This window comes from Helcococcus kunzii ATCC 51366, assembly GCF_000245755.1.
Taxonomy (GTDB): domain Bacteria; phylum Bacillota; class Clostridia; order Tissierellales; family Peptoniphilaceae; genus Helcococcus; species Helcococcus kunzii.
The window spans coordinates 1703471-1729290 of record NZ_JH601088.1; the positions used below are offsets into that span (position 1 = coordinate 1703471).

The window sequence follows — 25820 nt, forward strand, 5'->3', positions numbered from 1 at the left end:
TGATATATAATAAAAAGGAGCTGTTGCAAAATTACTTTTTAGTAGTTGCATAGCTCCTCTTTTATAATTTTATTTTTATCCTTCTATTGTAGATTTTAAAATCTATATATAAAGATTTGAAAAGACAACACAGTTTTTTATTCAAAAAAAAGAGGCCGAAGCCTCTTTTTCTATTTATCTTCTTCCTATCAACTTACCATCCCAAGTGAAGTTGTACCATCTTCCGTCAATCCATTGTCTTCCGGAAACTCTTGTACCTGTTGATGGTCTTAGATATCTCCATACGCCGTCAATCCATTGCCATCCGAATGCTTTGGTGCCTGTTCCTGGTCTGAAGTACATCCAACCTAATGGAAGTTTTTGCCAGCCAGTTGCTAATGTACCGGATTTTCTGAAGTATCTCCAGTTTCCGTCAATCCATTGCATTCCTTTAACCATTGTACCTGATGACAATCTGAAGTAATATGTGAATCCATTTTCTGGATTTGTCCACCAACCTCTTTGATATCTTCTATTTGGTCCTTCTAGTGATAACCAAATCCTGCCATTTTCATGGTATGTTTGAGTCATTGATTCACCTTTATAGTTGAAGAATTTCCAAGCGTTGTTGATCCATTTCCATTCTGACCTAGCTTGTTTACCGTGGTCATAATATGTCCATTTATTACCAACTTGTTTCCAACCATGTCTTACTGGTGGTTCTTCTGGTTCTTTTATAGAATCAGCAAGTTTAATTATTTCTTCCGCCTTAGCTTGATTTAATAGATTTAGTTTTTCAACTTCATCAAAGATATCTTTAATTGAATTTACTAAATCATTGTCTTTAACACCGCTATTTACGATCTTATCAAGTGCTTCTTTTACCAATTTATAATCTACAGCTTTTTCTGGCTCTTGTTTTTCTGCTAAGTTAAACTTAAATTCTCCAGCAGATGCAAAGTTATTATGTGCAGAAATTGGTGTGATTACTATTGATTTTGCATTGATTTGTTTATTAAATTCAACAACTTTTTCTTTTGTATCTACAGCCCAACCATCAAAAGTAAATTCATGGACTTTATCTTGATCGTCTGTTATTTCAATTTTACCAGCCTTGAATATACCATTTACACCGCCACCTTGTCTTGGAACGTATGTGAATTTGTCAATTAAGATTGGTTTCTTCAATTCAACTTTAATTGGATCTTTTGCACCTGTACCATTCCAAGGAGTATGCCAGAATGTTCCATTGTTGCCATCGAAGGCATTTTCAATTGGAGTATATTCGTTTACTACTTCTTGAGCAGCTTCTAAAGTCTTAATTTCGTCATTTGTTATGCTTTCTTTCACAAGTTTCAATTGTGATTGTGCTTCAACAACTTCCGCAACTAAGTCTTTAGCTTCTTTTACTGTCATATTTGTTGGATCAGCGTTTAATAATTTTATAACTTTATCTTTATATGCGTTTAATGTTTCTCTTTCATATTTATCTTGATTTTTTATTTCTCTTAATGTTGAAATGTAATTATCAAGAACCATTTTCGCAGTAAGTTTTACTTCTTTAATTTCAAGTTCATCTAGCATAAAGTCTTTATATCCACCAAAATCAGCTGCTGAATCGCTTGTACCTTTTGTATCTGCAGCAACTCCAGTAGAGTAAATACCAAACCAAGTTTGTCCTGTTTCTGAACCTTCAATTAATAGTTTTGCTTGACCGTGTTTTCCGTTTTTTTCCCAAGTATTGTTAAATGGAATCATTTCTAAGTCTTTTACTGAACCATTGAATGCATCATGGCCAACAACTGCAGCATATGTGCCGTTTGATCCAGCTTCATATTTGAATGTAACTTCATATGATTTACCTGGTTCAAATCTGAAGTTTTGTGGAATAGTTTGATAAACCATTTTACTTCTACCTGTTAAACCATTTGTTTTTACTGACCAATTGCCTTGCAATACATCATCAGTCATCTTGCCATTCCAGCCTCTGCTTGTGTATTTGTCATCAGCTTGGTTTCTTTCAGATAAGTGAGTACGGTTATCTATCACGCCTTCAACTCCACCTATAACAAATGGGAATATACCTTGAGGTGTTTCTTCAAAGTCTTGTCTAAATAGTTTGGCGTCTTGTGTTTCGTGTTTTCCATCAAACATTGTTGATTCATTTTCAAACACTCTAATATCATCAAAGTAAGCTACACCCTTACCTGCTTCTTTAGAAAGAGTAAGTGTGATATTATCTACTTTATCGCCTGTAGTAAAGAATACATACATATTTTGGAACATTGAGTAGTTATCAGCTGTCGCATTGTTTCTACCCGCTCTATAGTCTGTATTATGTGCATAAGCTTGAACATAATTGTAGGCTATAGATTTTTCTGTATAGTTTGAAATATCTTTACCATTGTTATTAATTGTCAATTTAGCCTTAGCATCACTTCTATTTTCAACACCTACGTAAACCGCATAGTTTGTATTTGGTTTTAGATCTGTAAGTTTTTGTGAAAGTTTTACTTCCTTGTCATTATCAGCAATTGCAAGCATTGGGTTATAACCTTGTGAATAAACTAGGTTAACACCTTTACTTAATTCTGAATTAGGTAATTTAATGCCTTTTGCAACTTCAGCATTTACAACATCCCATTTTTCCAATGATCCACTATTGAATCCTTGGTCAAAGATATGCATTCCCTCACTCCAATTCATGTTGATATTATCTTCTGTTGATTGTTTTGCTTTATATACAACATATGGAGTTTGAGCTTTTGCTTCTATAGTTAATTTACCGCTTGAAGCGTCTAAAACTTGTTCATTAGCTTTACCTAAATCTGTTAATTCATATACATATACTGTACCCTTCCAATCTGATGGTAAGTCCCAAGTTGAGCTTCCACCTTGTTGATTGTAGTGATACATTTTTTCTTTATCAGCTGATAATTTATTTCCATTCGCATCGTTATTCCATGGAATTAAGTATTTATCTCCATCGTAAACTTTTCTTCCATCAAGATGCATTATTCTATGTGAATATCCTGCTGAATTGAATGTATTATCTTTCCTTGTAATTACAAGTTCGTTGCCTTCGTCATTAACTAATCTTGCTTCATCTGTTGGTCTAAATCTTGAATTTATCGCATCGCCTAAAACCATTTTGTTTACTTTATAATGTTGAACAAATTTTGTAGGTAAGTTTGTTTTGAATAGATTTGTTACATAACCTTTGTAATCACTTCTACCTTGCCAACCTTCAAAATCTTTCATATCGTAACCAAATAGTATTGGAGCGATTGCTTCACCACCATATGATGGATATTGTCCAATCCATGAATCTTTTTGATGGTTTCTGATAAATCTTGTAATATCTGAGTTGATACCTTTAAGTGCTTTACCACCATAAGTTAAGTCTGCTGCCCAGTGTTGAAATGTTGAGTCGTATTCCCCAGCATAACCCCATTCAAAAGTAGGTCTCCAACCTAGGTCTTTCACTTCATTCGCAATGATATTTGTCATCCAAGCACCATTGTCGCCTGATTGTCCATTTCCCCAAACGTCAATATAAATGAAGTCTAATCCTTCACCTATTGTATTTTTTAAATCCTTAAATCTATCGAATCTTCCATGAGCTAAATCATAAGAAGCATCAATGTTTATACCTTGGTCTAACCAGTTCCAACCGAATGCATATTTTCCATTTACTTGTCTTAATCTATCTTCTTCGAAGTAAATTGATTCTGGATATGTTTCTGATGCATTTACGTGAATACCAAGTCTTGCACCAAATGGTTTAGATTTTGCAATTAATGTCTTAAAGTCTTTAGCTCCACCGATTCTCTTACCAATATCTGCGTAATTTAGATGTCCTGAGTCGTGCCCTTCACTACCATAACCTTTAAGAAGTATTGATTGACCTAATCCATCTGTGTTTAGTGATATTTTCTTAATACCATCTAATGTCATTAGATATGGGTTTTGAGCTTGTGAACCAAAGTTCATAGCTATACGATAAGCTACTAAATCCTTAACATATTCATGTCCTTTAGGATTGTTCATAATTTCTCTATATGCTATCGCACTGTCGTTCCAGTCAACGATATCGTCATTGTTTCTATCTCTTGTGATAATTACACTTGTTTTAGGTAATATCCAAGTTCTTTCATCATATACTTTATTCATTCCTTTACCGGAATATGCTCTTTGATAAATATATGGTGAAGATGTTAGTCCAAGATATGTTTCTCCTTCAATTACTTGTTTTGAAGCTGTTAATCTTGAATAGTCTCTTAATGAATTACTAAATTGTGAATTTGACCATATACCTGCTGATAATTTATCATTGGATACAAAACCATACATATAGTTGGTTCTAGCCAAATCATTCATTTGTTTCTTAACTTCTAAATAAACATCACCTTTAACTTCAGTATCTGTTGATAGATATGCCGCATCAAATCTAGGATTTTCTTGTGCGGATGATACTGAAATCAGATTATTATTTGGAAATTCTATTGCTCTTACTAATTTATCTACATTATCAATATTTTCACCAGCAACTGGTTTATTATTATTTACGATATCTACAATATCATAGTGAAGTTTTGTACCTTCTACCTTCATTTCTAATGTTAATACAGCATCAATTAAATTCTTTTCGTCTTTGACTACAAGTTTATATTGAGCTTTATCATCAGAAACTTTCTTATATGTTACTTCTGGTGTAACTTCAATATCGTTTATCTTAAGTGTTTTTACTGGATTTACTTGACCAGTTATATAGTCTTTATCAACTACATATCTTAACACTCTTGGGAAATCTTTATCGATTTCAACAGTCATATCTTTTGAAGCAATAGTATCGATGTTTTGATCTTCCACTAATGGATCGCCTTCTTCTGGCAATTGATCATCAACTTTAACATCTTCTTGGTTTAATGTTTCAATCATAGATTTTGTTCTATGTGTTCCCCATGAAGTTGCCTTTAATACTATTGTTTTGTTATCTTTTAATGCATCAAATAAAGCACCATCTATTACTTTGGTGTCAAATAAGCTGTTACCATCTAGATATGCATTTAATTGTCCATCAGATTTCAAGCTTATTGTTAATTCATTTTTTGAATCCAATTCTGGTGCTGATACTCTTTTACCTTGATACCAACCAGTACCTGCAGAAACTTTTGAAGATTTTACTTGCCAGAACCATCCCTCTTTATCATATCCGACAAAGATATTATTATTAGGATCTCCGTAGTGTAGGAAAACTCCAAATCTTCCTTGATCATCTGCAGATTTTTCTACAAATGTCAATTTAACTGTTGCACTACCATCATCTGATGTCTTCCATCCTTCTGGTTTTGTGAATAGAGCTAGTTTTGAACCATTATCTTGTCCATCAACTGATGATAATAGATTGTATCTAACTCCTTTTTCTTCTACAACTTCTACTGTACCTTTAGGAACTCCTGCTAATTCTACTGGAACCCATTCTAATAGGTCATCCGTAGTACTAGCTGCCTTTAGATTGACTTCTTCTTTAGATTTTTCTAAAGTGTCATCCTTTATTTCAGTTGTATCTTCGGTTTTTTTGTCAACTACTTCTTCCTCTTGTTGTTCAGCTTGCTCTTTAGTTGAAGCATCTTCCTCATCTTTTGCGGGAGATTTTTCCTCATCTTTTTCTTCTGAAATAGAGCTATCTTCAACAACTTCAGTATTTTTCTGAGTATCTAAAGAACTCGCGAAATTAACTGAATTAAACATCATTAAAAATACCAAAATTAATGACATTATCCTTGAAAATTTTTTTTCAAATTTTCTACTTTTCATACTTCCCCCTAATTAAAATATTTTGATTACCGTATAAAATAAAAGGCTCAACAATAACTGCGGACTAAACCACACAAAAGTTATTATTGAACCTAGTTTAATTAAAAGATATTTTTTTCTGTTTCTTTGTCAAAGAAGTGAAGCTTTTTGTCGTCCATATAAAGTTCGATTTCTTGACCTCTTTCAATTTCTTCGTCTGTGTTAAGTTTAGTAATTATTTCTTTGTCTTTAACGTTAAGATAAATGAATTTTTCAGACCCAAGCATTTCTACAAAATTGACTCTTCCCTTAAATTTAATATTTGTAGGTCTAATGCCATCATAGATATGTTCTGGTCTTATTCCCATAATTATAGGTTTATCCAAATATCCTTTTTCCTCTAATTCTCTTCCTTTATCTACACCAAGGGGCAGTTTTAACCCTTCTCCATTGATATAGTATTGGGAATCTTCTTTAGAGATTTTTACTTCTATAAAATTCATCTGTGGTGAACCAATAAAGCCCGCAACAAATAAATTTGATGGATAGAAGTAAACATTGTGGGGTGTATCAACTTGTTGTATTTCACCCGCATTCATAATTACTATCTTATTTCCCATAGTCATAGCTTCGGTTTGATCGTGTGTTACATAAATAAATGTCGTATCTAATCTATCATGTAATCTTGTGATTTCCGCACGCATTTGAACTCTTAATTTAGCATCCAAGTTTGATAATGGTTCATCCATTAAGAATACTTTCGGATTTCTTACGATAGCTCTACCTAAAGCAACTCTCTGTCTTTGACCACCAGACAATGCCGCAGGCTTTCTATCAAGCAAATCTTGAAGCCCTAAAATTCTTGCAGCTTCATTTACTTTCTCGTCTATCTCATCCATTGGTCTTTTCGCTAATCTAAGAGCATAACTCATATTTTCTCTTACAGTCATTTGTGGATAAAGTGCGTAGTTTTGGAATACCATCGCTATATCTCTATCTTTTGGTTCTACCTCATTTACCAATTGATCATCTATATATAGTTCACCTTTTGATATTTCTTCAAGACCAGCAACCATTCTTAATGTTGTAGATTTACCGCAACCAGATGGCCCAACAAAGACAACAAAATCTCTATCTTTTATTTCTAAGTTGAAGTCTTTTACCGCAGTCACTCCACCATCATAAATTTTATATAAGCTTTTAAAACTTAATCCTGCCATATTATTTCCCCTCAATCTTTATCATTTATATCTTCTGTTATATAAGAATAAAACTAAAATTAATACAGCTAAAGAAGCAAGTTGAATAAACAATCCCGTAGTTGATTCAATTCTATGTCCTATAAACTGCATTACTATTCCTACTAAAAAAATAATTGTTAGGATTATATTTCTAGCTTTTATCTTTTTATAATAATCCATAATTTACTCCTCGAACCAAATTAAATCAGCACTTTCAATCGTAACTTCTTTTGGATTTCCTTTACCGTCATATACTGTAGTTGTCACATCATCTAATGAGTTATTTATTACACAATATTTCTTTAGATTCTTAAATGCTGCTACTTCGACTCTTACATCTTCAGCATAATATTTCTTTAATTCATCTTCTTTATGAGCTACATAATGAATAGCTCTCTTTAATAATCTTGTATTTTCCTGAGAATATGGCAATCCCGCAATATAGAATGATCTTCCTTTACCATAATCATTTGCCGCCATATGAACTTCATGATTTGAATATTCTAATATTTCTGTATTTTCAGAAATTGAATATACATTTTTTTGACTTTCACCAAAATCAACATCTTTAGTTAAATCTTCAGTAATGAAATGTGATTCAACTTCATCTACAAAGTATTTATTTGTTGATTGTGAAAATCCTATTTCTTTATCTACACCCATTACATCAGCTAATTGGAAATATCTACCATTTCCATAGTGATGCGCTGATGGTTCACCAACTCCGATAAATCCACCACCATTGTAGACAAATTCTCTTAATTTAGTAACTATCTCTTCATCTTCAAAAATCGCTCCACCGGAGAAGGCTGTATATGCATCACCAGCATTGATTATTACATCTATATCTGGATCGATACCATTTCTAACATCTTCAAAATTGATGAATCTAACATCCATATCCATTCCAGATAAAGCTTCAGTAATACCCATATATGAATATGATAATTTGTACCATTTACCATGAGCAACTATCCATGGAGTCCATTTTCTTTGCGCACCCCAATGGTTTAATATAGCGACTGTCGCTTTTGCAACTGGTTTATCTTTAGTCACAATATCGTGTAAATCTCTAAATTCATCAGCAACTTTTTGGATATAGTCGATAAATTTAGTAAATTTATATGCTAATGCCATATATCCACCATAGCCGATTCTATCAAGTGGTTTTCTGATTAAAGCACGTCTTGCTTTCACCCAGTTATCTTTACCTTCAATTGTTGGATCATTTCCTTCATAGAATGTATCAGGAAAGAAATATGGTAAAAATCTTCCTTCTGTCATTGGTGTATCTATATCAGAAATTAATCTCAATGTAACACCATCACCTACAGAACCTACAACACCGTCTAATCCAATATTTGCAAAGTTTTTACCCCAAGGTTCAACACCTGTATAGTGATCACCTAAGAACATTATTGCTTTTTTACCATGTTTATGAACTATATCAACTAAACGTTTTGCCTTTTCAGTAACAAATTTATTTTGGAATTCAATATAGTCTCTAAACGCTTTACTTGGCACTCTAAATATTGAATTATAATATCCTTCATCAATGATATCTTCAGGTCTTAATTTATATCCATATTCTTTTTCAAATTCTTTAAATGCCTTTGGTGAAACTGTATTAGTATAACCAAACCATTCAACATGTTTTTCAAGCCCATGCTTGTTAAATATCAATGAGAATTGATAGAAGAATGTTGTAAATCTAATAACATCTGTTAAAGGATTTTTTTCTAAAAATTCATCTAAATATTTTTCTAAGAATTCCGCTGTCGCATCGTATCTTGGATCCAATGGTATAGCATGTGGAATGCTTGGATCCCAATCATTTGTAATGTAGTTGTACATGTGAACTGGATCCCAATAGCAATATGCTAAAAATGAAACTGTATATTCATGGAATGGGATAGTTTTTATATTTGCAATATTATTTTCTTTGTCAATTTCCCAATCATTGATATCAACAACTTCACCAGTGGTTCTATCGATTACTTCCCACCATTCCTTAACATCATGATCGTAGTCAGGTTTAATTTGTTGATCAAAATATTCTTCCATAAATTTAATTTGAGTTTCCTCAGATGTTGCTGTCACAAACTCACTCATTAAATAGAATCTTGTCACTTCTGTTGGATGCTCTTTAGCGAAATCATTGTGACCTCTCGCTGTTAAATATTTTGTATAAACACTTATTTCATCTAATTTCTTTAATTCATCTGGCAATTTTGTACCATCAGAATCTCTTAAAACATCTACACCCAATCTTTCGATTAGTTCGATAGTTTCATCGTAAAAGTTTTCCTCACTTGGCAAAGTGATTCTACCTGTTGTCTTGGCTTTTTTATATTTTTTTTCACTCATTATTTATCTCCTCCTACCATCATTCCTTCAGTTAATTGCTTTTGTACTAAAATATATAATATTAAAGTTGGTAACATTACTAATACCATACCTGCATATAATCTACCGTAATTAGCTGCTCCTCTTGCTGCTTGTTGCAAATTAATCAAACCAACTGGCAAAGTTCTTTTAGATTGATCTGGCATCAGAGTAAGAGCTAGTATATATTCATTCCAGAAAGATAGGAAGTTGAATAATATTACTGTTATAACGGCAGGTTTTGCCATAGGTAAAATTACATCCACCATTGTCCTAAAATACCCAGCACCATCTATTCTCGCTGCTTCTTCATATGATTTAGAAATCGTACTGAAGAAATTGGATAATAGATAAACTGTAAAAGGAATGGATGTTGCGGCATAAATCATCGCTAAGATTAATCTATTATTGATAAAAAATGTTATCTTAAATGCTTTATTTAAATCTAATAGTAGTAAAAATATTGGGATTACAATATATGATAAGTTAATGAAAACACCAGCTTTCATAAATGTTTTTAAGAATTTTTTACCTTTAAATTCTAATCTTGAAAGTATATAGGCACATGGCACTGAGACTATTAAAAGTATAGCCAATCCGGAAAATGTGACTATTACTGAGTTTAGTAAATAGTCTCCCATATTTGCGGAAGTCCATGCGTCCTTAAAGTTTTCCCAATAAAATCCTAATGGGAATGCCCACGGATTACCGTAAAATTCTTTATTTTCCTTTAATGCTGACATAAATACCCAAGCTACTGGAACAATTATAGAAAGGGCAAATATGACTAAAACTACATATACGAAAATCTTAAATAATTTAATATCTTTTTTCATTTCCCCTCCTAGAATTGTATAATGTCACGTTTAGTAACTCGGTTAACTACAGCTGATAATACAAATGAGAAGATAAATACAACTACACCAACAGCTAAACCATATCCAAACGCAGAGTTTGTATAGGCTTGTTCATATTGGTAATTTAATAATGTTGTACTTGCATTATTTGGTCCACCATTTGTAAGTACCTTTACTATTTGAAATGCAATATTAATATTTGATATTACATAAAAAGTAAGTGTAGTTCTTATTGTTTCCCAAGTTAATGGCAGTGTAATATCAAAAAACTGTTTAGTTGGACTTGCTCCATCTATCCTAGCTGCTTCATATAAATGTTCTGGTATTTGAGACATTGTTGACATGTACATTACCATATAATATCCAATAGCTTGCCAAATCATGGCAAATCCAATGGAGTATACAACTAAGTTTTTATCTCCTAAAAATGGAACATTTTTCCAAGTATTTGGATTAAATAATCTTCCTAATCCATTTATCATACCTGTGTCCATACCATAAATTGCTGAAAATATAGCAGCAACTACGGCAATAGATAAAATATTTGGAATGTAAAATATTATTCTAAAGAAGTTTTTTCCTTTTAGGTTTTCTTTAGTTAATATTGACGCAAATATTACCGCTAAAATCATAGTAACTATCGTCACTATAACCATAAGAAATATAGTATTTTGAAATGCTTTTATAAAGTTTTTATCTTTAAATAGTAAACTAAAATTCTTAATTCCTACAAATGTTTTGTTTCCAGATAGTCCACCTGTCTCATATAAAGACTCCTTAAACACACTAATTGTAGGATAGATAACAAATACTAAATAAAGAACAAAAGCAGGTAGCAGTCCAAAAAATATAAATCTTTTTTTACTTCTTGAGCTTTTCATCATAGCCTCCTGTTAAAAAAAGCAGCGAACATTGTCGCCGCTTTTTCTTAATTACTATTATTGAGCATTCATTGCTTCACTTATTTTTGTAACTGCATCTACAGTTGCTTGATGCCATTGATCTACTGTCATATCACCATTTACAACTGAGTCTAAAGATCCAAATAATGTTTTATTTAGATCTACACCAGGTACTGATGGTGCTGATTGGAAAGTACCAGAAGCAGCTTTTGCACCATTTTCATAAACTGCATAGAATAATTTTTGGTCTTCATCAGTTATTAATTTTGCAGAATCTTGGATTGGCATAACAGCCCCACCATTTTCGACAAATAATTTTGTAGCTTCATCTGAATATAGATAAGCTATAAATTCTTTAGCTAATTCTGGTTCTTTAGTATTTGCTGATACCCAAACTTGTTCTGTAAATGTATATGCATATCTGTCTTTGTCTTTTTCTACACTTGGTAATGCCATGAATCCCCATTTGAATCCATCCGCAACACCTTGAGCATCTTTCATTTCTCCAACAATCCATGTACCATTTGGCATGAATAGTGATTCATTTTTCATAACTGATAATTGGTTCTTTGTAAAACCTTCTTTATTAGCTTGAGATACTGTATTTGGATTTGTATCTTTTACAAGATTACCCATCGCTTCAAATACTGGTTTAGCTTCATTTTTCCATGCTTCAACATCATATGACATCAATTTGTCAAATAGATCTTTACCACCAATTGTATTAACTAAACCATAGAATACTTGGTCAAAATATCCAGCTATTGGATAAGTAAATACATGTGCTCCTTCAACCTTACCTTTTAATTCATTCATTTCATCAATTGTTGTTGGTAAAGTTAATTTACCTTCACCAAATAAGTCTGCATTATAGAATAATCCAGTTGGTGAATAGAAAATTGGTGCTAAGTAAGTTTTACCATCTCCATAAGGATTTGTTGTGAATGTATCTAAAATACCTGTCATCATTTTATCTTTTACAACTTTATCTTCTCCAGGTACTTTCATTGTAAATACATCTGAGATATCTAAAACTGCTTTTTCTTTTAACATAGTTTCTGTTAAACCATCTTGTCTACCAACACTTATATAGAAGACGTCTGCAGGTGTACCAGCTTGGATTTGTGGTCTTACTTCTTCTTCGATGTTTTTAGCAAATTGTGCATCAACTTTTGCTCCAGTTAAAGCTTCGAAACCAGCGATAACTTTATTCCATCCTTCGATTCCGTATCCACCTTCTAATCCAGCTAATTTTAATGTTTTACCAGCGAATTTCTTTTCGCCTTCTGAGGTGGTATCTTTTTCACCCTCTGAAGTGGTATCTTTTTCACCCTCAGTAGTGGTATCTTTTTCTGCTTGTGTGTCTTTGTTTTCATTGTTAGTATTACCGCATGCAACAAGTGTAAACACTAGTAATAAAGCCAAAATCAATGAAAATATTCTTTTTGTTTTGTTCATGTTTGTATCCTTCCTATATATAAATTTTTTCTAACTCAATTATATCATATTTCTTTTGTAATGCAATCGTGTATCATTTATTTTATTAATATATTAAAGTTTTTATGTATCATATGGATAAATATTATGAAATCTATAAGCATAATTACAAGATTAACAATGTGGCAAATACATTAAAAATCCCCGTTTAGATTGACTTTAAAAATCTAAACGGAGATTTACTATTCCATTTTTTCGTACTATTTAATTTATTTTGAAAAAGTTTCGAAATGTTAATAAATTAATTTCTTTTTCCATTTAAACCATGAAGATGTTCATTTTGAATTCTAAATACCACATCTTTAACCAATGCGCTTCTCTTACTTTCGCACTCTAAGAAACTGGTCTGACAACAGTATTCACTATCTTTCATCAAATTCATTGCGTAAACCAATCCATTTGTATACTGATTTACATATGGATTATCAATTTGATCTTCTGATGGATCTCCTATCATAACCAATTTTGAATTTTCTCCAGGTCTTGTAAGTATACCCACTGCGTGCTTTCTCAAAAGGTTTTGGGATTCATCACAAATTATATAGGTATCAGAAATATTTCTACCTCTAATATATGAAAATGATTCTACACGTATCTTTTCTTCAGAAATAAGTGAAATCAGCTTGTTATTAACTTTATGGTATTCGTAACCTTGTGCCATAAGTATTCTCTTAAGATTATCCCAGTATGGTCTCATTAATGGATCAATTTTTTCTTGTTCATTTCCTGGAAGTGCTGCGTCATTATCGTCTAACATCACATTTGGTCTAAGTAATAGTAATTGTCTGACTTTACCTTCTTTTAAAAATTCCATCCCCGCTGCAAGGGCAAGCAATGTTTTACCAGTACCTGCTGGTCCTTGAATGATTGCTAAAGGACAACAAGATAATAGCGCATCAAATGCAAACCTCTGTGCGTTATTTACCGGTCTTATACCACTAATCTTTATTTCAGACATATTGATGGATTCCATTAAACCTTTAGATGCTTTCGCTAAACAAAATCTCCCATTATCACCAATTAATGAAAAATACTCATTCTCAGATGCATCTGTGATACCTAATTCATCTAAAGGAACAGAATTACCTTCTAATAATTGTAAAAGTGCATCTCCAGGGACATCCTTTAATTCCCTTCTACCTTTATATGATGCCTTAACCATTTGATTTTTATATTCTTCAACTTGTAATTTAAATCTTGCAATGGCACGATTTGCCATACCATTATCATTTGTTACAAGTATTGTCGGTATATCTTCATCTAAATCTCTGACATATACAGCAGTTAATATGATTTCAGAATCGAATGGATCTCTCGTTGCTAAAGTGTCCATATATTCTTTGCTGTATGATTCAATAAAATGAATACTTCCTCCATTCTCCTTATGGTAGACTATTCCATTTTCTGAATCTTCTCCATCATAGTTTGCCATACATTCATTCAAGACATTTCTTATCACCCTATTTGCCGCCCTTGCTGATGCTGCCCTCTCCTTATTTCTATAATCTTCTTTAAGGTAATTTAATTCATCAGTTACAGCCGCCGGTATATAGACATTATTGTCTTCAAATCTATAAATGGCTTCCTCGTCTTGTATCAGAACATTTGTATCTAAGATATAATTTTTTTTCAAAATTTTTCTCCCTTACTTACTATTCTATTATTAAGATAATTTTTACATACAATTTATCTTAATTCCATTGTACCTAGTATATGTAAAGAATATATTAAAACTAAGTTAAATATATTCTATTAAATTTAACATAAGAGATATATAAATTTAACATAAAAAATGTTGACCATCTTTGACTTTTAGAAAATTTATGTTATAATATATTTGTAGGATATAGGTGTAGAAATTAAGGAGGTACTTATGAGAAGTTTATTACCAAGAGTAAGAAATGGATTTTTAGAACCTACATTTGATGACATGTATGATGTGTTTGATAGATTTATGAGTGACACACCAAGCCAACTATTTGAAAATAAATTCAAAGTTGACCTACAAAACAACGAAAAGGAATATGTCATAGATGCAGAGTTCCCAGGATACAGTAAAGAAGACATTAAGATAACAATTGAAAACGACCACTTAGTAATTGGTTGCGAACATAAAGAAGAAAAAGAAGACAAGGATAAAAACTATATTCATAAAGAAAGAAGCTATTCTTCAATGCAAAGAAGATTTTATTTACCAAATGCTGATGAAGAAAACATCACAGCAGAATTAAAAGACGGTGTTTTAAATATCGTAGTTCCAAAAGTTGAAGAATCTTCAAAACAAAAACATATATCAATTAAATAATATATCCTGCTAATTTTTGAGCTATTTCACTTATAGAGTTAAGTGTAATAGCTCTTTTTACATAAAATTTACATAGATTTTACATTATGCAAGTATTTTATTTCTCCCTTATGCTATAATATAAAAAAAAGGGAGGAAACCATGATTATTTGGGGTACAAAAGGTTTCAAAAATGAATTAGGGCCAACAAGATATCGAGCAGTTTGCAGACATTGTAATAATGAAGTGACATATACAGCCATTGAATATGGTAAGAAATTTTCATTATTCTTTATTCCATTAGTTCCTTTTGGGATAAAGAGAATGATTGTTTGTCCAATATGCGGATACGGATATGAAGTTTCAAAAGATGATTTAGAAAAATATATGTAATTAAATATTAATATAAAAAGGCTGTTATAAACTTATAATGTAAGTTATAAAACAGCCTTTTAATTATTTATTTTCTATATCACTGAAATCATGTGTAACTATTTCTTGTAAGATAAATTCCCCATCTACATAGTGATAATGAAATAATGAACAATTTTGTATACCACCTTCTCCTCGTCTCACTTCACTTTTATCTAACCAATATCTATAAAACTGAGCAATAGCAGCTCCGTGAGAAACGATTAATATATTTTCTCCTTCTGTATTTTCAGCAATTTCTGTAATTGTGTCAACCATTCTCTTTTGAAACTCAAATTCATCTTCACCACCAAATTGCACAAAGAAATCTCTATATGGTAATGGAGGATTTAGATGCTCACCTTCACCTTCTAAATCACCAAAATTCCATTCCCTCAAGCCTTTCACCCTTTTATATGGCATATCCACCATAATTTCTAATGTATCGCAAGCTCTCTCAGCAGTCGAACTAAATGCTGCATCAAATTTTAATCCCAATTTTTCAACATGCTTTCCAGCAATTTCTGCTTGCTTTACACCCAATTCAGTTAATGGAGAATCACACCATCCCTGTATTTTCTTCTGTCTATTAAATAAAGTTTGGCCATGTCTAACTAAATATAATGATTTCAATTTTTCCTCCTCTTTAAAAGCAATACTTATCTATAAAATTATTTCGTCATATATTGAAATACCCATAAACACTACATTTGCTTATATTAATTTTTAATTAAAAAGATAAGTATTACTAATGGTCTTCCTCTATCTTGATTGTTTTGCCAACCAATCAAATAAAGTTGTACCGTCATCAGATTTCACATCATTGTTATGAACATAAATCCAAGACCAATGCCCATTATATTGATATGACTTGCCCTCTTCATCTTTGTAATTTCCACTTAAATCATGAACATCATCAAATACAGTCTGCCTATAATCCTTAAATCCAGTTTTCTCAAATACCTCATTTACCGTGTATTCGTGAATTTTTGGATCTACAGTTGTATCATTTTTAGCATAAATCATCCAGATTGGTACATTTTTCATATTTACAATTTCCTCATCAGTGAAATTCTTCGCTTCATATGGAGGACATACTGGAAATGCCGCCGCAAAGAAATCTGGATATGTTGAAATCAAATCATAAGTCATAAAACCACCATTTGAACAACCTCCAACTAATATTCTATTTGTGTCAATATCAGGGTTGTCCGCAACATATTTATCAATTAATTCTTTTAGCGATTTAATATAAATACTATTCTCAGCACCAACACTCTCCAAATCCACTTTTCCATTCCCTGTATCCATCCAAAATGTAGGTGTTTGTGGAGCTAGCACATATGCATCATCCTCAAACTTACTTTGAAATTCTTCCTTTGCATAATTCACCGCCATATTACCAATAATTGGAAGCCTTGGATCATTACCGCCTTCACCTGCACCATGTAACCAAATAACTAAAGGCTTCTTTTCACCTTTTGCCTCTGGCTTATAATCAGCATAAGTTAACTTCTTACCATCTGATGCTGTAAATTCGCCATAAGTGAATTCATCAGGACTCGGAATACTCATCTTTTCATCATCTCTTAAATCAATAGATGCTTCTACATCCAACTTACCTATCTTACTTTCCTCTTTTATCTTTATCTCTTGCTCGAATGGATCACACCAAGTATTAAGACTTGTATTCATACTAAAAATTAATGGATTACCCTCATTTGGTGTAGCTTTTGTCTGAATTGTTATGTATTTTCCTTCTTTATCAGTAGTCTTCTCTCCATTTTCATCACTCAAATATACATCTTCAATTGTCCTAGGATTTTCAGAAATAATATGATCAGGAGCTTTCCCCTCTTTCTCAAATTTTTCCCAATCAAAAGCTTCCTTTCTTTCAATCATTGAAAAATCTTCTTTATTTATCTTATCTGCAGTGATGTTCTTATCCAACTCTATAACAGTTTTCACCACCGCTGGACCCCAATCAAAACCTTCAACAATTACTTTTTACTTCCCCTTATATTCCATAGGTTTACTCTCCTCATTCGACACTTCCATATTACTTTCTTCATTCGTTTCTTGTTGTTTAGCACAAGCCACAAAAAATAGTGATAAAACCATTAATGTAGAAAATATTTTAATAAACTTCTTCATTCTACACCCCCTTTAATATAGATATATCAAACGGATTACGTTTTCTCAATGTAGATTTTCTCCTGATGGGAGGAAAATTGTTGGATTGAAGTGAATGAGTTGAGGTTTGGGAGAATGAGGGGATGATAAATTGGACGGATGTAGATTTGGGAGAATAATGGCTGATAAATTGAACGGATGTAGGTTTGGGGCCGGGCGCATGTGGAAATGTATAGATTGACCCTAGCGTTTTGGATTTTTCTAAATTTGCTAGGGCTGAAAATCAAGGTTTGACCCTAGCGTTTCTGATTTTTTGTAATTCACTAGGGCTAAAATTCGCTTTTTCACCCTTGCGTTTTTATTTTTTCTTAATTCGCTAGGGTTAAAATTTCAATTTTGACCCTTGCAATTTTAAATTTTTCAAATCCGCTAGGGTTTTGAGGTCATTTTTCACCCTTGCATTTTTACCTTTTGGTTATCTGCTAGGGTCATGAAACTATTTTATTCTAATATCTTTACTTATTTAGTTAAATCATCAACATTTTGAATATTGTTACAAATATAATAGATTTTATTATCTAATCTATGGTCCGTATATATCCCACCCCAAACCTACACACTCTATAAACTAAAAAAGATACCCGACAGGGTATCTTTCTTTCTTAAATTCTAATTAATTCTATTCAAACCGCCTATTTCTCATATTTTCTATTTATTATCTCTATCTCTTTTTCAAATAATTGTTTTGTTTCGTTTGAGATGTTTTCTTTATATTCTGGGTAATTTGTTGAGATGTAATTAGCAAAGTATTTGCTGATTTTTTTGCCACCATTATAGTTTAGATGGGCATTGTCGTAGAAATCGGTTTTTGTGTCGATTCCTAATTGTGTGTATAGTTTTTCTGATGTAAAGTCTATTATTTTTAGATTGTGTTTTTTGGCGAATTTATGGTACTCTTCAATTTCATTAAGTGTATAATCCATTTTAGGTAAAATGTAAAGTATTACTTCTATATCGTTTGATTTAGCAAGATTGATGATTTTGGTTAAATATTTTTCTCCAACTTCTGACTTTTTGAAGTTTTTATCATACTTCATGTATTCAGGTGTGAAGTTTACTGGTTTTACCTTTTTCACTTGAAATGATGTGATTTCCTCTTTATCTTCAATTTCAAAGAAATCTTCTTTTTTTAGTCTATTCCATCTATCATGATATTTTAAGATTGGAATATAATAGCCCTTAGTGTAATCTTTATCGAATTCATTTTTTAATCCTTGTATGTACCCCTTTTTATTATCTATTGCAGTTAGTGCATAAAAGAAGTTTGTTTCATGATGTTCTATATTTGGATTTACTTCTCTAGTTAATCCAAGGATGTCTTGAAAAAGAAGTTTAACATCTTTATTTTCTTTTATATAGTCTTCAAAGAGATGATATGAAGCAAATGGGGATTGTAGGTTATGAGCAAGGCTAAATACAGGTATTCCACTATTTTCAAATATTTTAGCTTGGTTTATAGCTGTAAATGAGCCACTTGAACCAAGAAAAAGAGTTTTTGTATCTGAATTTGAGAAATCTTTCATTTTTTCATATCTGAATTTGTATTGATCACTTTTGTATTCCCACTTTTCTCTTAAAATATTCCCAGCAGAGAATATCATTACGATTAATATTAAATTAAATACTAATGCTTTTGTTAATTTTTTCATTAAAACACCTAAATTCTTTTTTACTTACTGTTGTTTTTCATATTTTGCTTTTATTATTCTTATTTCTCTTTCAAAGATGTCTCTTGTTGATTGAGATATGTCTGTTTGCAAATGAGGATAATTTTCTACAATGTAGTTTGAGAAATATTTACTGATTTTCTTGCCACCTTCATAATTTAAATGGATGGTATCAGCAAAATCTGTTTTTATATCGATGCCTACTTGGTTGAATAGTTGATCTGATGTGAAATCAATTATTGGCGCATTGTGTCGCTGTGCAAATTTATGGTATTCTTCAATTTCATTTAATGAGTAATCCATTTTTGGAAGAATATAAAACACGACATCTATATCGTTTGATTTTGCTAAATCTAGAATTTTCATTAAATACTTCTCACCAATGTCTGATTTTTTGAAGTCTTTATCCTCTTTCATATAGCCATCTTCATAGTTTATATCGGCTACTTTGGTTAATTGGTATGATGTGATTGTATTTACTTCATCAATTTCAAAGAAATCCTGACTTTTTAATCTGTTCCATCTGTCATGATATTTTAAAATTGGCATATAGTAGCTAATTCTAAAATCTTTATCAAATTCCGCTTTTAACTCATTTAGATATTTTTCTTTATCTTTAATTGATACTAAAGCGTTATAAAATCTCGTTTCACGCTCATGGTTATTTGGAGTTACCTCTCTTGTTAGACCTAGGATGTCTAAAAATAGTACTTCTACTCCCTCATTTTCTTTTATAAAATCTTCAAAAAGGTGATATGAAGTGAAAGGAGATTGTAAAAGATGCGCAAGATTTACCGTTGGCACTTCAGTCTCTTCAAATATTTTTGTTTGATTGATTGCAGTAAATGCCCCACTTGAACCAAGAAAGATTGATTTAATATCATTATTATTAAAATCATCCCTCATCATTTGATATCTAGTTTTGTATTGACCATCGTTATATTCCCATTTCTCTCTTAAAATATTTCCCGTATATAAGATGATCAGTATTAATATTAGATTAAATACTAACGTTTTAACTAATCTCTTCATCCAAACCCCTGTAACTTTCTGAAATGTCTAAATAAGAATTGTTCGTTTCTAAAATCCTCTATAAATGAAATCTGCCACTTGTATGCCGTCTCCGTAAATACCAAAGATTAAAACAAACATAATTGCTGCATAATACACAATCCATCTGAATATAATGTTTTGTTCAGCAATTGATTCTCTAATTTTAACACCATGTTCTTGTAATAAGCTGATAACTGTTAAAATTAAAATGGCAATGATAAGCAAGTTAAAATTAGGTCTATCTAATCCTAATTTATATAGGCTTCCATCACATAATATCCATGGATTTCTCACCGTTAATGAATTTTTCATCAATCTTAGACATTCCCTCAAACCGACATGAGCAGTTCTTGAAAAGAATCGACCAAATACGACAATTGCAATGGTACGGTTTACTTGCAAGAATTTCCAGCCAAATTTATCAGGATCTATATTGAATTTTTCATAAAATTTTAGATAAAGTGGTTCTAAAATTGTACTTGACATGATAATTATCCCATGGTAGATACCAAAGGCTACATAGACCCAATTGGCCCCATGCCAGATACCAACTAAAATAAATACTATCATGGACGCCAGACTTGGAGCTATTTGCTTACCAAATTTAGGTCCTAATTTTTTTCTTGAAAATTTACTTAACTTAGAAAATGGCTTTGATAATGATAAAGGATAAAATACATAATCTCTCATCCATGAACCAAGTGTAATGTGCCATCTCTTCCAAAATTCTGAGACGGATCTTGCAAAATATGGTCGTTCAAAGTTTTTAACAAGATTAATGCCAATAGCTTCGGAAATACCAGTGATGATATCCATTCCCCCTGAAAAATCACCATAAATTTGAATGGTATAAAATAGCACGGCAATAATTAGATACAAACCCTGATATTTTTGGGTATCAGCAAAAATCGTATCTACTATAATTTTAGCTCTGTCGGCTATAACAATTTTTTTGAAATATCCAAATAACATCAATTGCAGTCCAAATGTAAATTTCTTATAATCAAATATATGACCTGCTATTAATTGATCAAATAAATCACTGAATCTGTGTATTGGTCCTTGAATAATTTGTGGAAAATAAGCTAAAAATAGAGAAAATTGAAAGAAATTTTCAACAGGTTTCGCCTTATTTCTGTACACATCAATAAGATATCCCATAGCTTGAAATGTGTAAAATGAAATACCAAGAGGTAGAAACATTCTAAATATTGGGATATCGAAATTTAGATTGATGCTACTCAAAAATCTATTTATATTTCTAAAAATAAAAACGGAATACTTTAGATATCCAAGTATACCAAAGTTTAATACTAGAGCTAATACTAGCCACTTACGTTGATGTGACTTAATAATGTTTTTATCTTGCCTTGTTAATTTACCTGTATCGGGCTGATAATGTTCTCTAATACTATAAATTTTTTTCGCTATAAAATAAGTTGATAATGTTGTAATAAATAAATACACAGAAAACCATGTTTCTGTGAAGAAATAAAAGAAATAGCTACTTAATAGTAGCACTATCCATTGTTTGCTAGGTTTAGTTATAAAATATAATAAAAAAGTAACTGCAATAAAAATAAAAAAGTTTAATGAGGTCAGTCCCATATTACTCTAATTTCCCGTCAACTAATTCCACCATTGCTTCTAAAGTATTGAAATTATCTGGAACAAGTTCATCAACATCAATATCAATGTCAAATTCATCATTTAAATCTTGTACTAAAGAAACAATATCAAAAGAATCCAAAACACCTTCATCAATCATGTGTTTTTCTTCTCTAGGATCAATATCCGGTCTTAATTCCTCTAAAATTTGAATAATTCTACTTTCTGTCATTTGATGCCCTCCTAATCAATTGTACTGAAATCTTATCAGTATACTTAAATCCTAATTTTTCATATATTTTTCTCGCATTTAGATTATCCCTACTAACCCAAAGCAAGACTTTTTTATTAATATTTTCCAACATACCCATTATCATATCAATACCAATACCAAGTCCTCGACAAATTTTGTCAACTATGATATGAGATAAAAGGTAATGATTCTTATACTCTTTCCTCGTTATTGCAGATACTATTTTATTTTCTTTCTTATATACAAAAATTTCTTTTTTATCAATCAATACTTTGAATTCTTCAATACTTGGATAACTGTTTATCACAGGATCTAAGCCCGTTTCATATAAAAAGATTATCTCCTTATAATCATCCTCATTTGGAATAGTTAACTTAAATCTACTTTTATAATTTAACTTAGGCTCATCTAATCTCATCTCCACATTTTCACCAAAATGCTCGAATCCATTATTTTCCCAATAAACAATATGTTCTTCATTTCTTCTTTTATTTTCTTTATCAATTATTTCAATAATACAATCGTTATTTAATAAATTGTTAAATTCAGCTTCTTTATCAAAATTTATATAATAATACATGTGAAAAATAGACTTTGAAGTGTCTAAAAAATATAAACCATTTTCAGATTCAATGGTTTTTAAAGCATCTTCATTTTGCAATTCACGTAAAAATGAAACACCCATTAAATTATTTGATTTCTTAAAACCTTCAGATTTATATTTCTTTACTATTTCACTAAGCTCCACAATGTATTCCTTTTAATTTAACTCTATCAATCTTACTATTTTTTGTAACTGGTAACTTTTCATACCAAATCATTTCATTCGGTATCATATATTTTGGCAATAGCTCTTTCAACGTCAAATATACCTTTTTATTATCGTCTTCTTTTGATTCGTAAAACATAACGATTTTTTCGCGCTCTTCATTATAAACACATACGGAAGCATTGATAAAATCGACACTATTCGCAAGTTTTTCAATCTCTGCCAGCTCGATTCTATGTCCCATATGTTTTATTTGATGATCTTTTCTACCAATAAAAATTAATTCACCCAACTCATTATATTCAGCCAAATCTCCGGTACGATAAATTTTTTCTTCGTATGACTTATTTAATGGGTTTTGTACGAATGCTTTAGCTGTTATCTCAGGATCATTGTAATATCCTAAAGCTAAAGAAGACCCTCTAACACAAATCTCACCTTGAATGTTCGCCTCTGTAATCAATTTATCTTCATTATCAAGCAATAAGATTTCTGTATTTCTAAACGCCTTACCAATAGGTAAAGTATCTTTATCGTCAAATTCTTTTTCAACTTTATAGAAAGTGCAATTGCATGTAATTTCTGTAGGTCCATATAGATTCACATATTGTATATCAGGTTGGTTTTTTCTCCAATAATTTAACACCTTTGTCGGCATCACCTCACCTGAAAACATGGCAAGCTTAAGAGTCTGCATCTTATCTTTTTCAAGACCTTTTACATTTTCTACTATCCTAAAAACTGATGTCGCCCAGATTGCCGTATTTATTTTATTTTCATTAATATATTCAATTAGCTTAGTCGGGAACATAAAGCATACTTTTGGAATGACAATCAATGTCGCCCCATTTAACAATGTTGAATAAATATCTTTAACTGAAACATCAAAATCAAATGGCGCCTGATTTCCAAAAATATTATTCTCATCGAAATGAAACTCTTTTTTAAACTGATTAACCATATCCAATACCGCATACTGCTTAATCAGTACTCCCTTTGGTGTCCCAGTAGATCCAGAAGTAAAAATAGCATATAAAGGATCTGTATCAATCATGCTTTCTCTAACTTGATTTAGCAATTTTTCATCTATTTTAATATCTAAAAGTTCTTTATAGTTGAATAAAGGACATTTATCATTTCCATAATCAAGCTTTTCTTTTTTTGTCGCATTAATCAAAATACTTGGCTGTAGTTTATTTAAGATCTTCTCCACTCTTTCTTTAGGTTGATTGATATCTATTGGAGCATAAAAATTTCCACTATATGTGATACCAAGAAATGTGATTAATGATTCTATATTTCTATCTATAAAAACAACTATCGGATTATTTTTAACATTTACCTTTTGCAATAAACTTGTTGCAATGGATTTAGACAGTCTCTGTGCCTCAACATAACTCACGCTTGAAAATTGATCCTTAAATAGTGTTTTGTTTTGGTATTCATGACATGATTTTTCAAAAATGTCAAGAACTGTAATATCCATTAAATCCTCCACGGAAAATATTTGTTTCCAATTTGTAATGTATTCTATATAATCATACCTATATTTAGTATATAAATCAAATATCACAGATGGTTTATAAGGCTAAATTTTAGGCATCGAGCTAGTTTTATCGTATAAAACTTTAATATATTAGTTTTAAGCAACATTATTTAAATTACAAAATGATAGCGTAGACATCAAAAAATTCCATTCCTCCTAACAATAAAATATGAAAAATAATAGAATTAATGCTATACTTTATTTGACAAATAAATTTATTATATTTAAATTGTCTAATAAAATTTGGAGGAAATAATGAATATTTCAAAAAAAATAGTCAGTTTATTACTAGCATTAGCTATGGTTTTCTCATTAGTAGCTTGTGGAACATCTAACAATGAACCTAAAGATACTTCAAAAAAAGAAGGAGAATTAACTAAAGTTGATGAAATCTCAGTACAATTTGTACCTTCAAGAGATCCGGAAGATATTATAAATGCTACAAAACCTTTAGGGGATATCTTAAAGAAACATCTTAAAGAACAAGGTTTTGATGTAAATAAAATCGATATAAGTGTTGGTACAAACTACGAAGCTACAGGTGAAGCATTATCATCTGGCTCAATTGATGTAGGTTTAATCCCTGGTGGGACATATGTATTGTATGATGATGGAGCTGAAGTATTACTTACAGCTACAAGAAAAGGCTTAAGCAATGATTCTGAAAATGCAAAAGACTGGAACGAAAACAAACCTACAAAATTAACTGATAAACAAGTAACATATTACAGATCAATTATTATCGCTGGTCCATCTGAAAAAGGACAAGAATTAGCTAAAAAAGTTAACTCTGGCGCAGAATTAACATGGGATGATATTAAAGATGCAAAATGGGGTGTAAGAGGTATCTCTTCATCAGCTGGTTATATCTACCCATATCTATATCTAAAAGATAAATTTGGTAAGACAATACCTGATTTAAAATCAGTAGTTGAAATGGATAACTACAATACTTCAATGGCTCAATTAGCTACAGGTCAATTAGACGTTATTGTTGCTTTCGCAGACGCAAGAATGGATAATGAACCTAAATGGCAATCAGAATACCAAGGTAAAAACACAATTTGGGAAGATACAAATATTATCGGTGTAACTGATCCAATCTATAATGATACAGTTTCCGTATCAAAGAAATCTTCTAAAATGACAGCAGAATTAAAAGAAGCTCTTGCGAATGCATTTATCGAGTTAGCTAAAACAGATGAAGGTAAAGAAGTAATCAAGATTTACAATCACGAAGGTTACGAAAAGGCTAAATCAGAAGATTACGATAAAGAAAGACAAGCACAAAAAATTATGAAAGAATTAAATCAATAATAGAATACGAGGCTTCTCAATTTCTATATGGCCTGGACAGTTAGCTGCTCTGGGCCTTA

At 31.2% G+C, this 25820-nt stretch carries 20 protein-coding genes; 3 read left to right on the plus strand and 17 right to left on the minus strand.

The features are described from left to right. Window positions 1-174 precede the first annotated feature (174 nt). The 8 genes from HMPREF9709_RS07695 to HMPREF9709_RS07730 form a co-directional block, all read right to left on the minus strand. Window positions 175-5799 carry an endo-alpha-N-acetylgalactosaminidase family protein gene (locus HMPREF9709_RS07695; protein WP_005399044.1) on the minus strand — a complete coding sequence of 1875 codons (5625 nt, stop codon included), beginning with the start codon at window positions 5797-5799 and terminating at the stop codon, window positions 175-177. Between the two features lie 101 nt (window positions 5800-5900). Next, a complete protein-coding gene (locus HMPREF9709_RS07700) occupies window positions 5901-6998 on the minus strand; it encodes an ABC transporter ATP-binding protein (RefSeq protein WP_005399045.1) in 1098 nt (365 codons plus the stop codon). A gap of 21 nt (window positions 6999-7019) precedes the next feature. Beyond that, window positions 7020-7199, minus strand: a complete 180-nt coding sequence (locus HMPREF9709_RS07705) for a DUF6903 family protein (protein ID WP_005399046.1) — start codon at window positions 7197-7199, stop codon at window positions 7020-7022. A gap of 3 nt (window positions 7200-7202) precedes the next feature. Beyond that, window positions 7203-9386, minus strand: coding sequence for a 1,3-beta-galactosyl-N-acetylhexosamine phosphorylase (gene gnpA / locus HMPREF9709_RS07710; protein ID WP_005399047.1), 2184 nt, complete (start codon window positions 9384-9386; stop codon window positions 7203-7205). Further along, window positions 9386-10240 (minus strand): carbohydrate ABC transporter permease, encoded by an 855-nt coding sequence (locus HMPREF9709_RS07715; protein WP_005399048.1) that lies wholly within the window; start codon window positions 10238-10240, stop codon window positions 9386-9388. Before HMPREF9709_RS07715 ends, gnpA begins: the two co-directional genes overlap by 1 nt. Before the next feature lie 8 nt (window positions 10241-10248). Then, window positions 10249-11142 carry a carbohydrate ABC transporter permease gene (locus tag HMPREF9709_RS07720; protein WP_005399049.1) on the minus strand — a complete coding sequence of 298 codons (894 nt, stop codon included), beginning with the start codon at window positions 11140-11142 and terminating at the stop codon, window positions 10249-10251. A 57-nt stretch (window positions 11143-11199) separates the two neighbouring features. Continuing rightward, window positions 11200-12621: a carbohydrate ABC transporter substrate-binding protein gene (locus HMPREF9709_RS07725; protein ID WP_005399050.1), complete on the minus strand. Its 1422-nt coding sequence runs from the start codon at window positions 12619-12621 to the stop codon at window positions 11200-11202. Window positions 12622-12901: 280 nt separating this feature from the next. Next, complete coding sequence (locus HMPREF9709_RS07730) at window positions 12902-14293, minus strand: PhoH family protein (protein WP_005399051.1); 1392 nt, start codon at window positions 14291-14293, stop codon at window positions 12902-12904. Window positions 14294-14533: 240 nt separating this feature from the next. Between HMPREF9709_RS07730 and HMPREF9709_RS07735 the strand changes: the two genes are divergently transcribed. After that, entirely contained in the window at window positions 14534-14965 is a 432-nt protein-coding gene (locus tag HMPREF9709_RS07735) for an Hsp20/alpha crystallin family protein (protein WP_005399052.1), read from the plus strand. Window positions 14966-15106: 141 nt separating this feature from the next. Further along, window positions 15107-15337 carry a zinc-ribbon domain-containing protein gene (locus HMPREF9709_RS07740; RefSeq protein ID WP_005399053.1) on the plus strand — a complete coding sequence of 77 codons (231 nt, stop codon included), beginning with the start codon at window positions 15107-15109 and terminating at the stop codon, window positions 15335-15337. A 63-nt stretch (window positions 15338-15400) separates the two neighbouring features. Here the strand turns inward: HMPREF9709_RS07740 and HMPREF9709_RS07745 are convergent, their stop codons facing one another. From HMPREF9709_RS07745 to HMPREF9709_RS07780, 9 genes are all read right to left on the minus strand, one after another. Then, window positions 15401-15988: a histidine phosphatase family protein gene (locus HMPREF9709_RS07745; RefSeq protein ID WP_005399054.1), complete on the minus strand. Its 588-nt coding sequence runs from the start codon at window positions 15986-15988 to the stop codon at window positions 15401-15403. A 129-nt stretch (window positions 15989-16117) separates the two neighbouring features. Beyond that, on the minus strand, window positions 16118-17356 hold the full coding sequence (locus HMPREF9709_RS07750) for a prolyl oligopeptidase family serine peptidase (RefSeq protein ID WP_280985310.1): 1239 nt from the start codon (window positions 17354-17356) through the stop codon (window positions 16118-16120). A 6-nt stretch (window positions 17357-17362) separates the two neighbouring features. After that, window positions 17363-17509: a hypothetical protein gene (locus HMPREF9709_RS09975; protein WP_005399056.1), complete on the minus strand. Its 147-nt coding sequence runs from the start codon at window positions 17507-17509 to the stop codon at window positions 17363-17365. A gap of 671 nt (window positions 17510-18180) precedes the next feature. After that, window positions 18181-19197 (minus strand): hypothetical protein, encoded by a 1017-nt coding sequence (locus tag HMPREF9709_RS07755; RefSeq protein WP_005399057.1) that lies wholly within the window; start codon window positions 19195-19197, stop codon window positions 18181-18183. Window positions 19198-19221: 24 nt separating this feature from the next. Next, window positions 19222-20247 carry an SGNH/GDSL hydrolase family protein gene (locus HMPREF9709_RS07760; RefSeq protein ID WP_005399058.1) on the minus strand — a complete coding sequence of 342 codons (1026 nt, stop codon included), beginning with the start codon at window positions 20245-20247 and terminating at the stop codon, window positions 19222-19224. A 48-nt stretch (window positions 20248-20295) separates the two neighbouring features. Continuing rightward, entirely contained in the window at window positions 20296-21735 is a 1440-nt protein-coding gene (locus HMPREF9709_RS07765; protein ID WP_169311911.1) for an MBOAT family O-acyltransferase, read from the minus strand. A 142-nt stretch (window positions 21736-21877) separates the two neighbouring features. Next, a complete protein-coding gene (locus HMPREF9709_RS07770) occupies window positions 21878-22108 on the minus strand; it encodes an acyl carrier protein (RefSeq protein ID WP_005399060.1) in 231 nt (76 codons plus the stop codon). Continuing rightward, a complete protein-coding gene (locus HMPREF9709_RS07775) occupies window positions 22095-22877 on the minus strand; it encodes a GNAT family N-acetyltransferase (RefSeq protein WP_005399061.1) in 783 nt (260 codons plus the stop codon). The genes HMPREF9709_RS07770 and HMPREF9709_RS07775 overlap by 14 nt, the downstream gene beginning before the upstream one ends. After that, on the minus strand, window positions 22867-24384 hold the full coding sequence (locus HMPREF9709_RS07780; protein WP_005399062.1) for an amino acid adenylation domain-containing protein: 1518 nt from the start codon (window positions 24382-24384) through the stop codon (window positions 22867-22869). Before HMPREF9709_RS07780 ends, HMPREF9709_RS07775 begins: the two co-directional genes overlap by 11 nt. Before the next feature lie 315 nt (window positions 24385-24699). Between HMPREF9709_RS07780 and HMPREF9709_RS07785 the strand changes: the two genes are divergently transcribed. Continuing rightward, complete coding sequence (locus HMPREF9709_RS07785; protein ID WP_005399063.1) at window positions 24700-25761, plus strand: phosphate/phosphite/phosphonate ABC transporter substrate-binding protein; 1062 nt, start codon at window positions 24700-24702, stop codon at window positions 25759-25761. Window positions 25762-25820 lie beyond the last annotated feature (59 nt).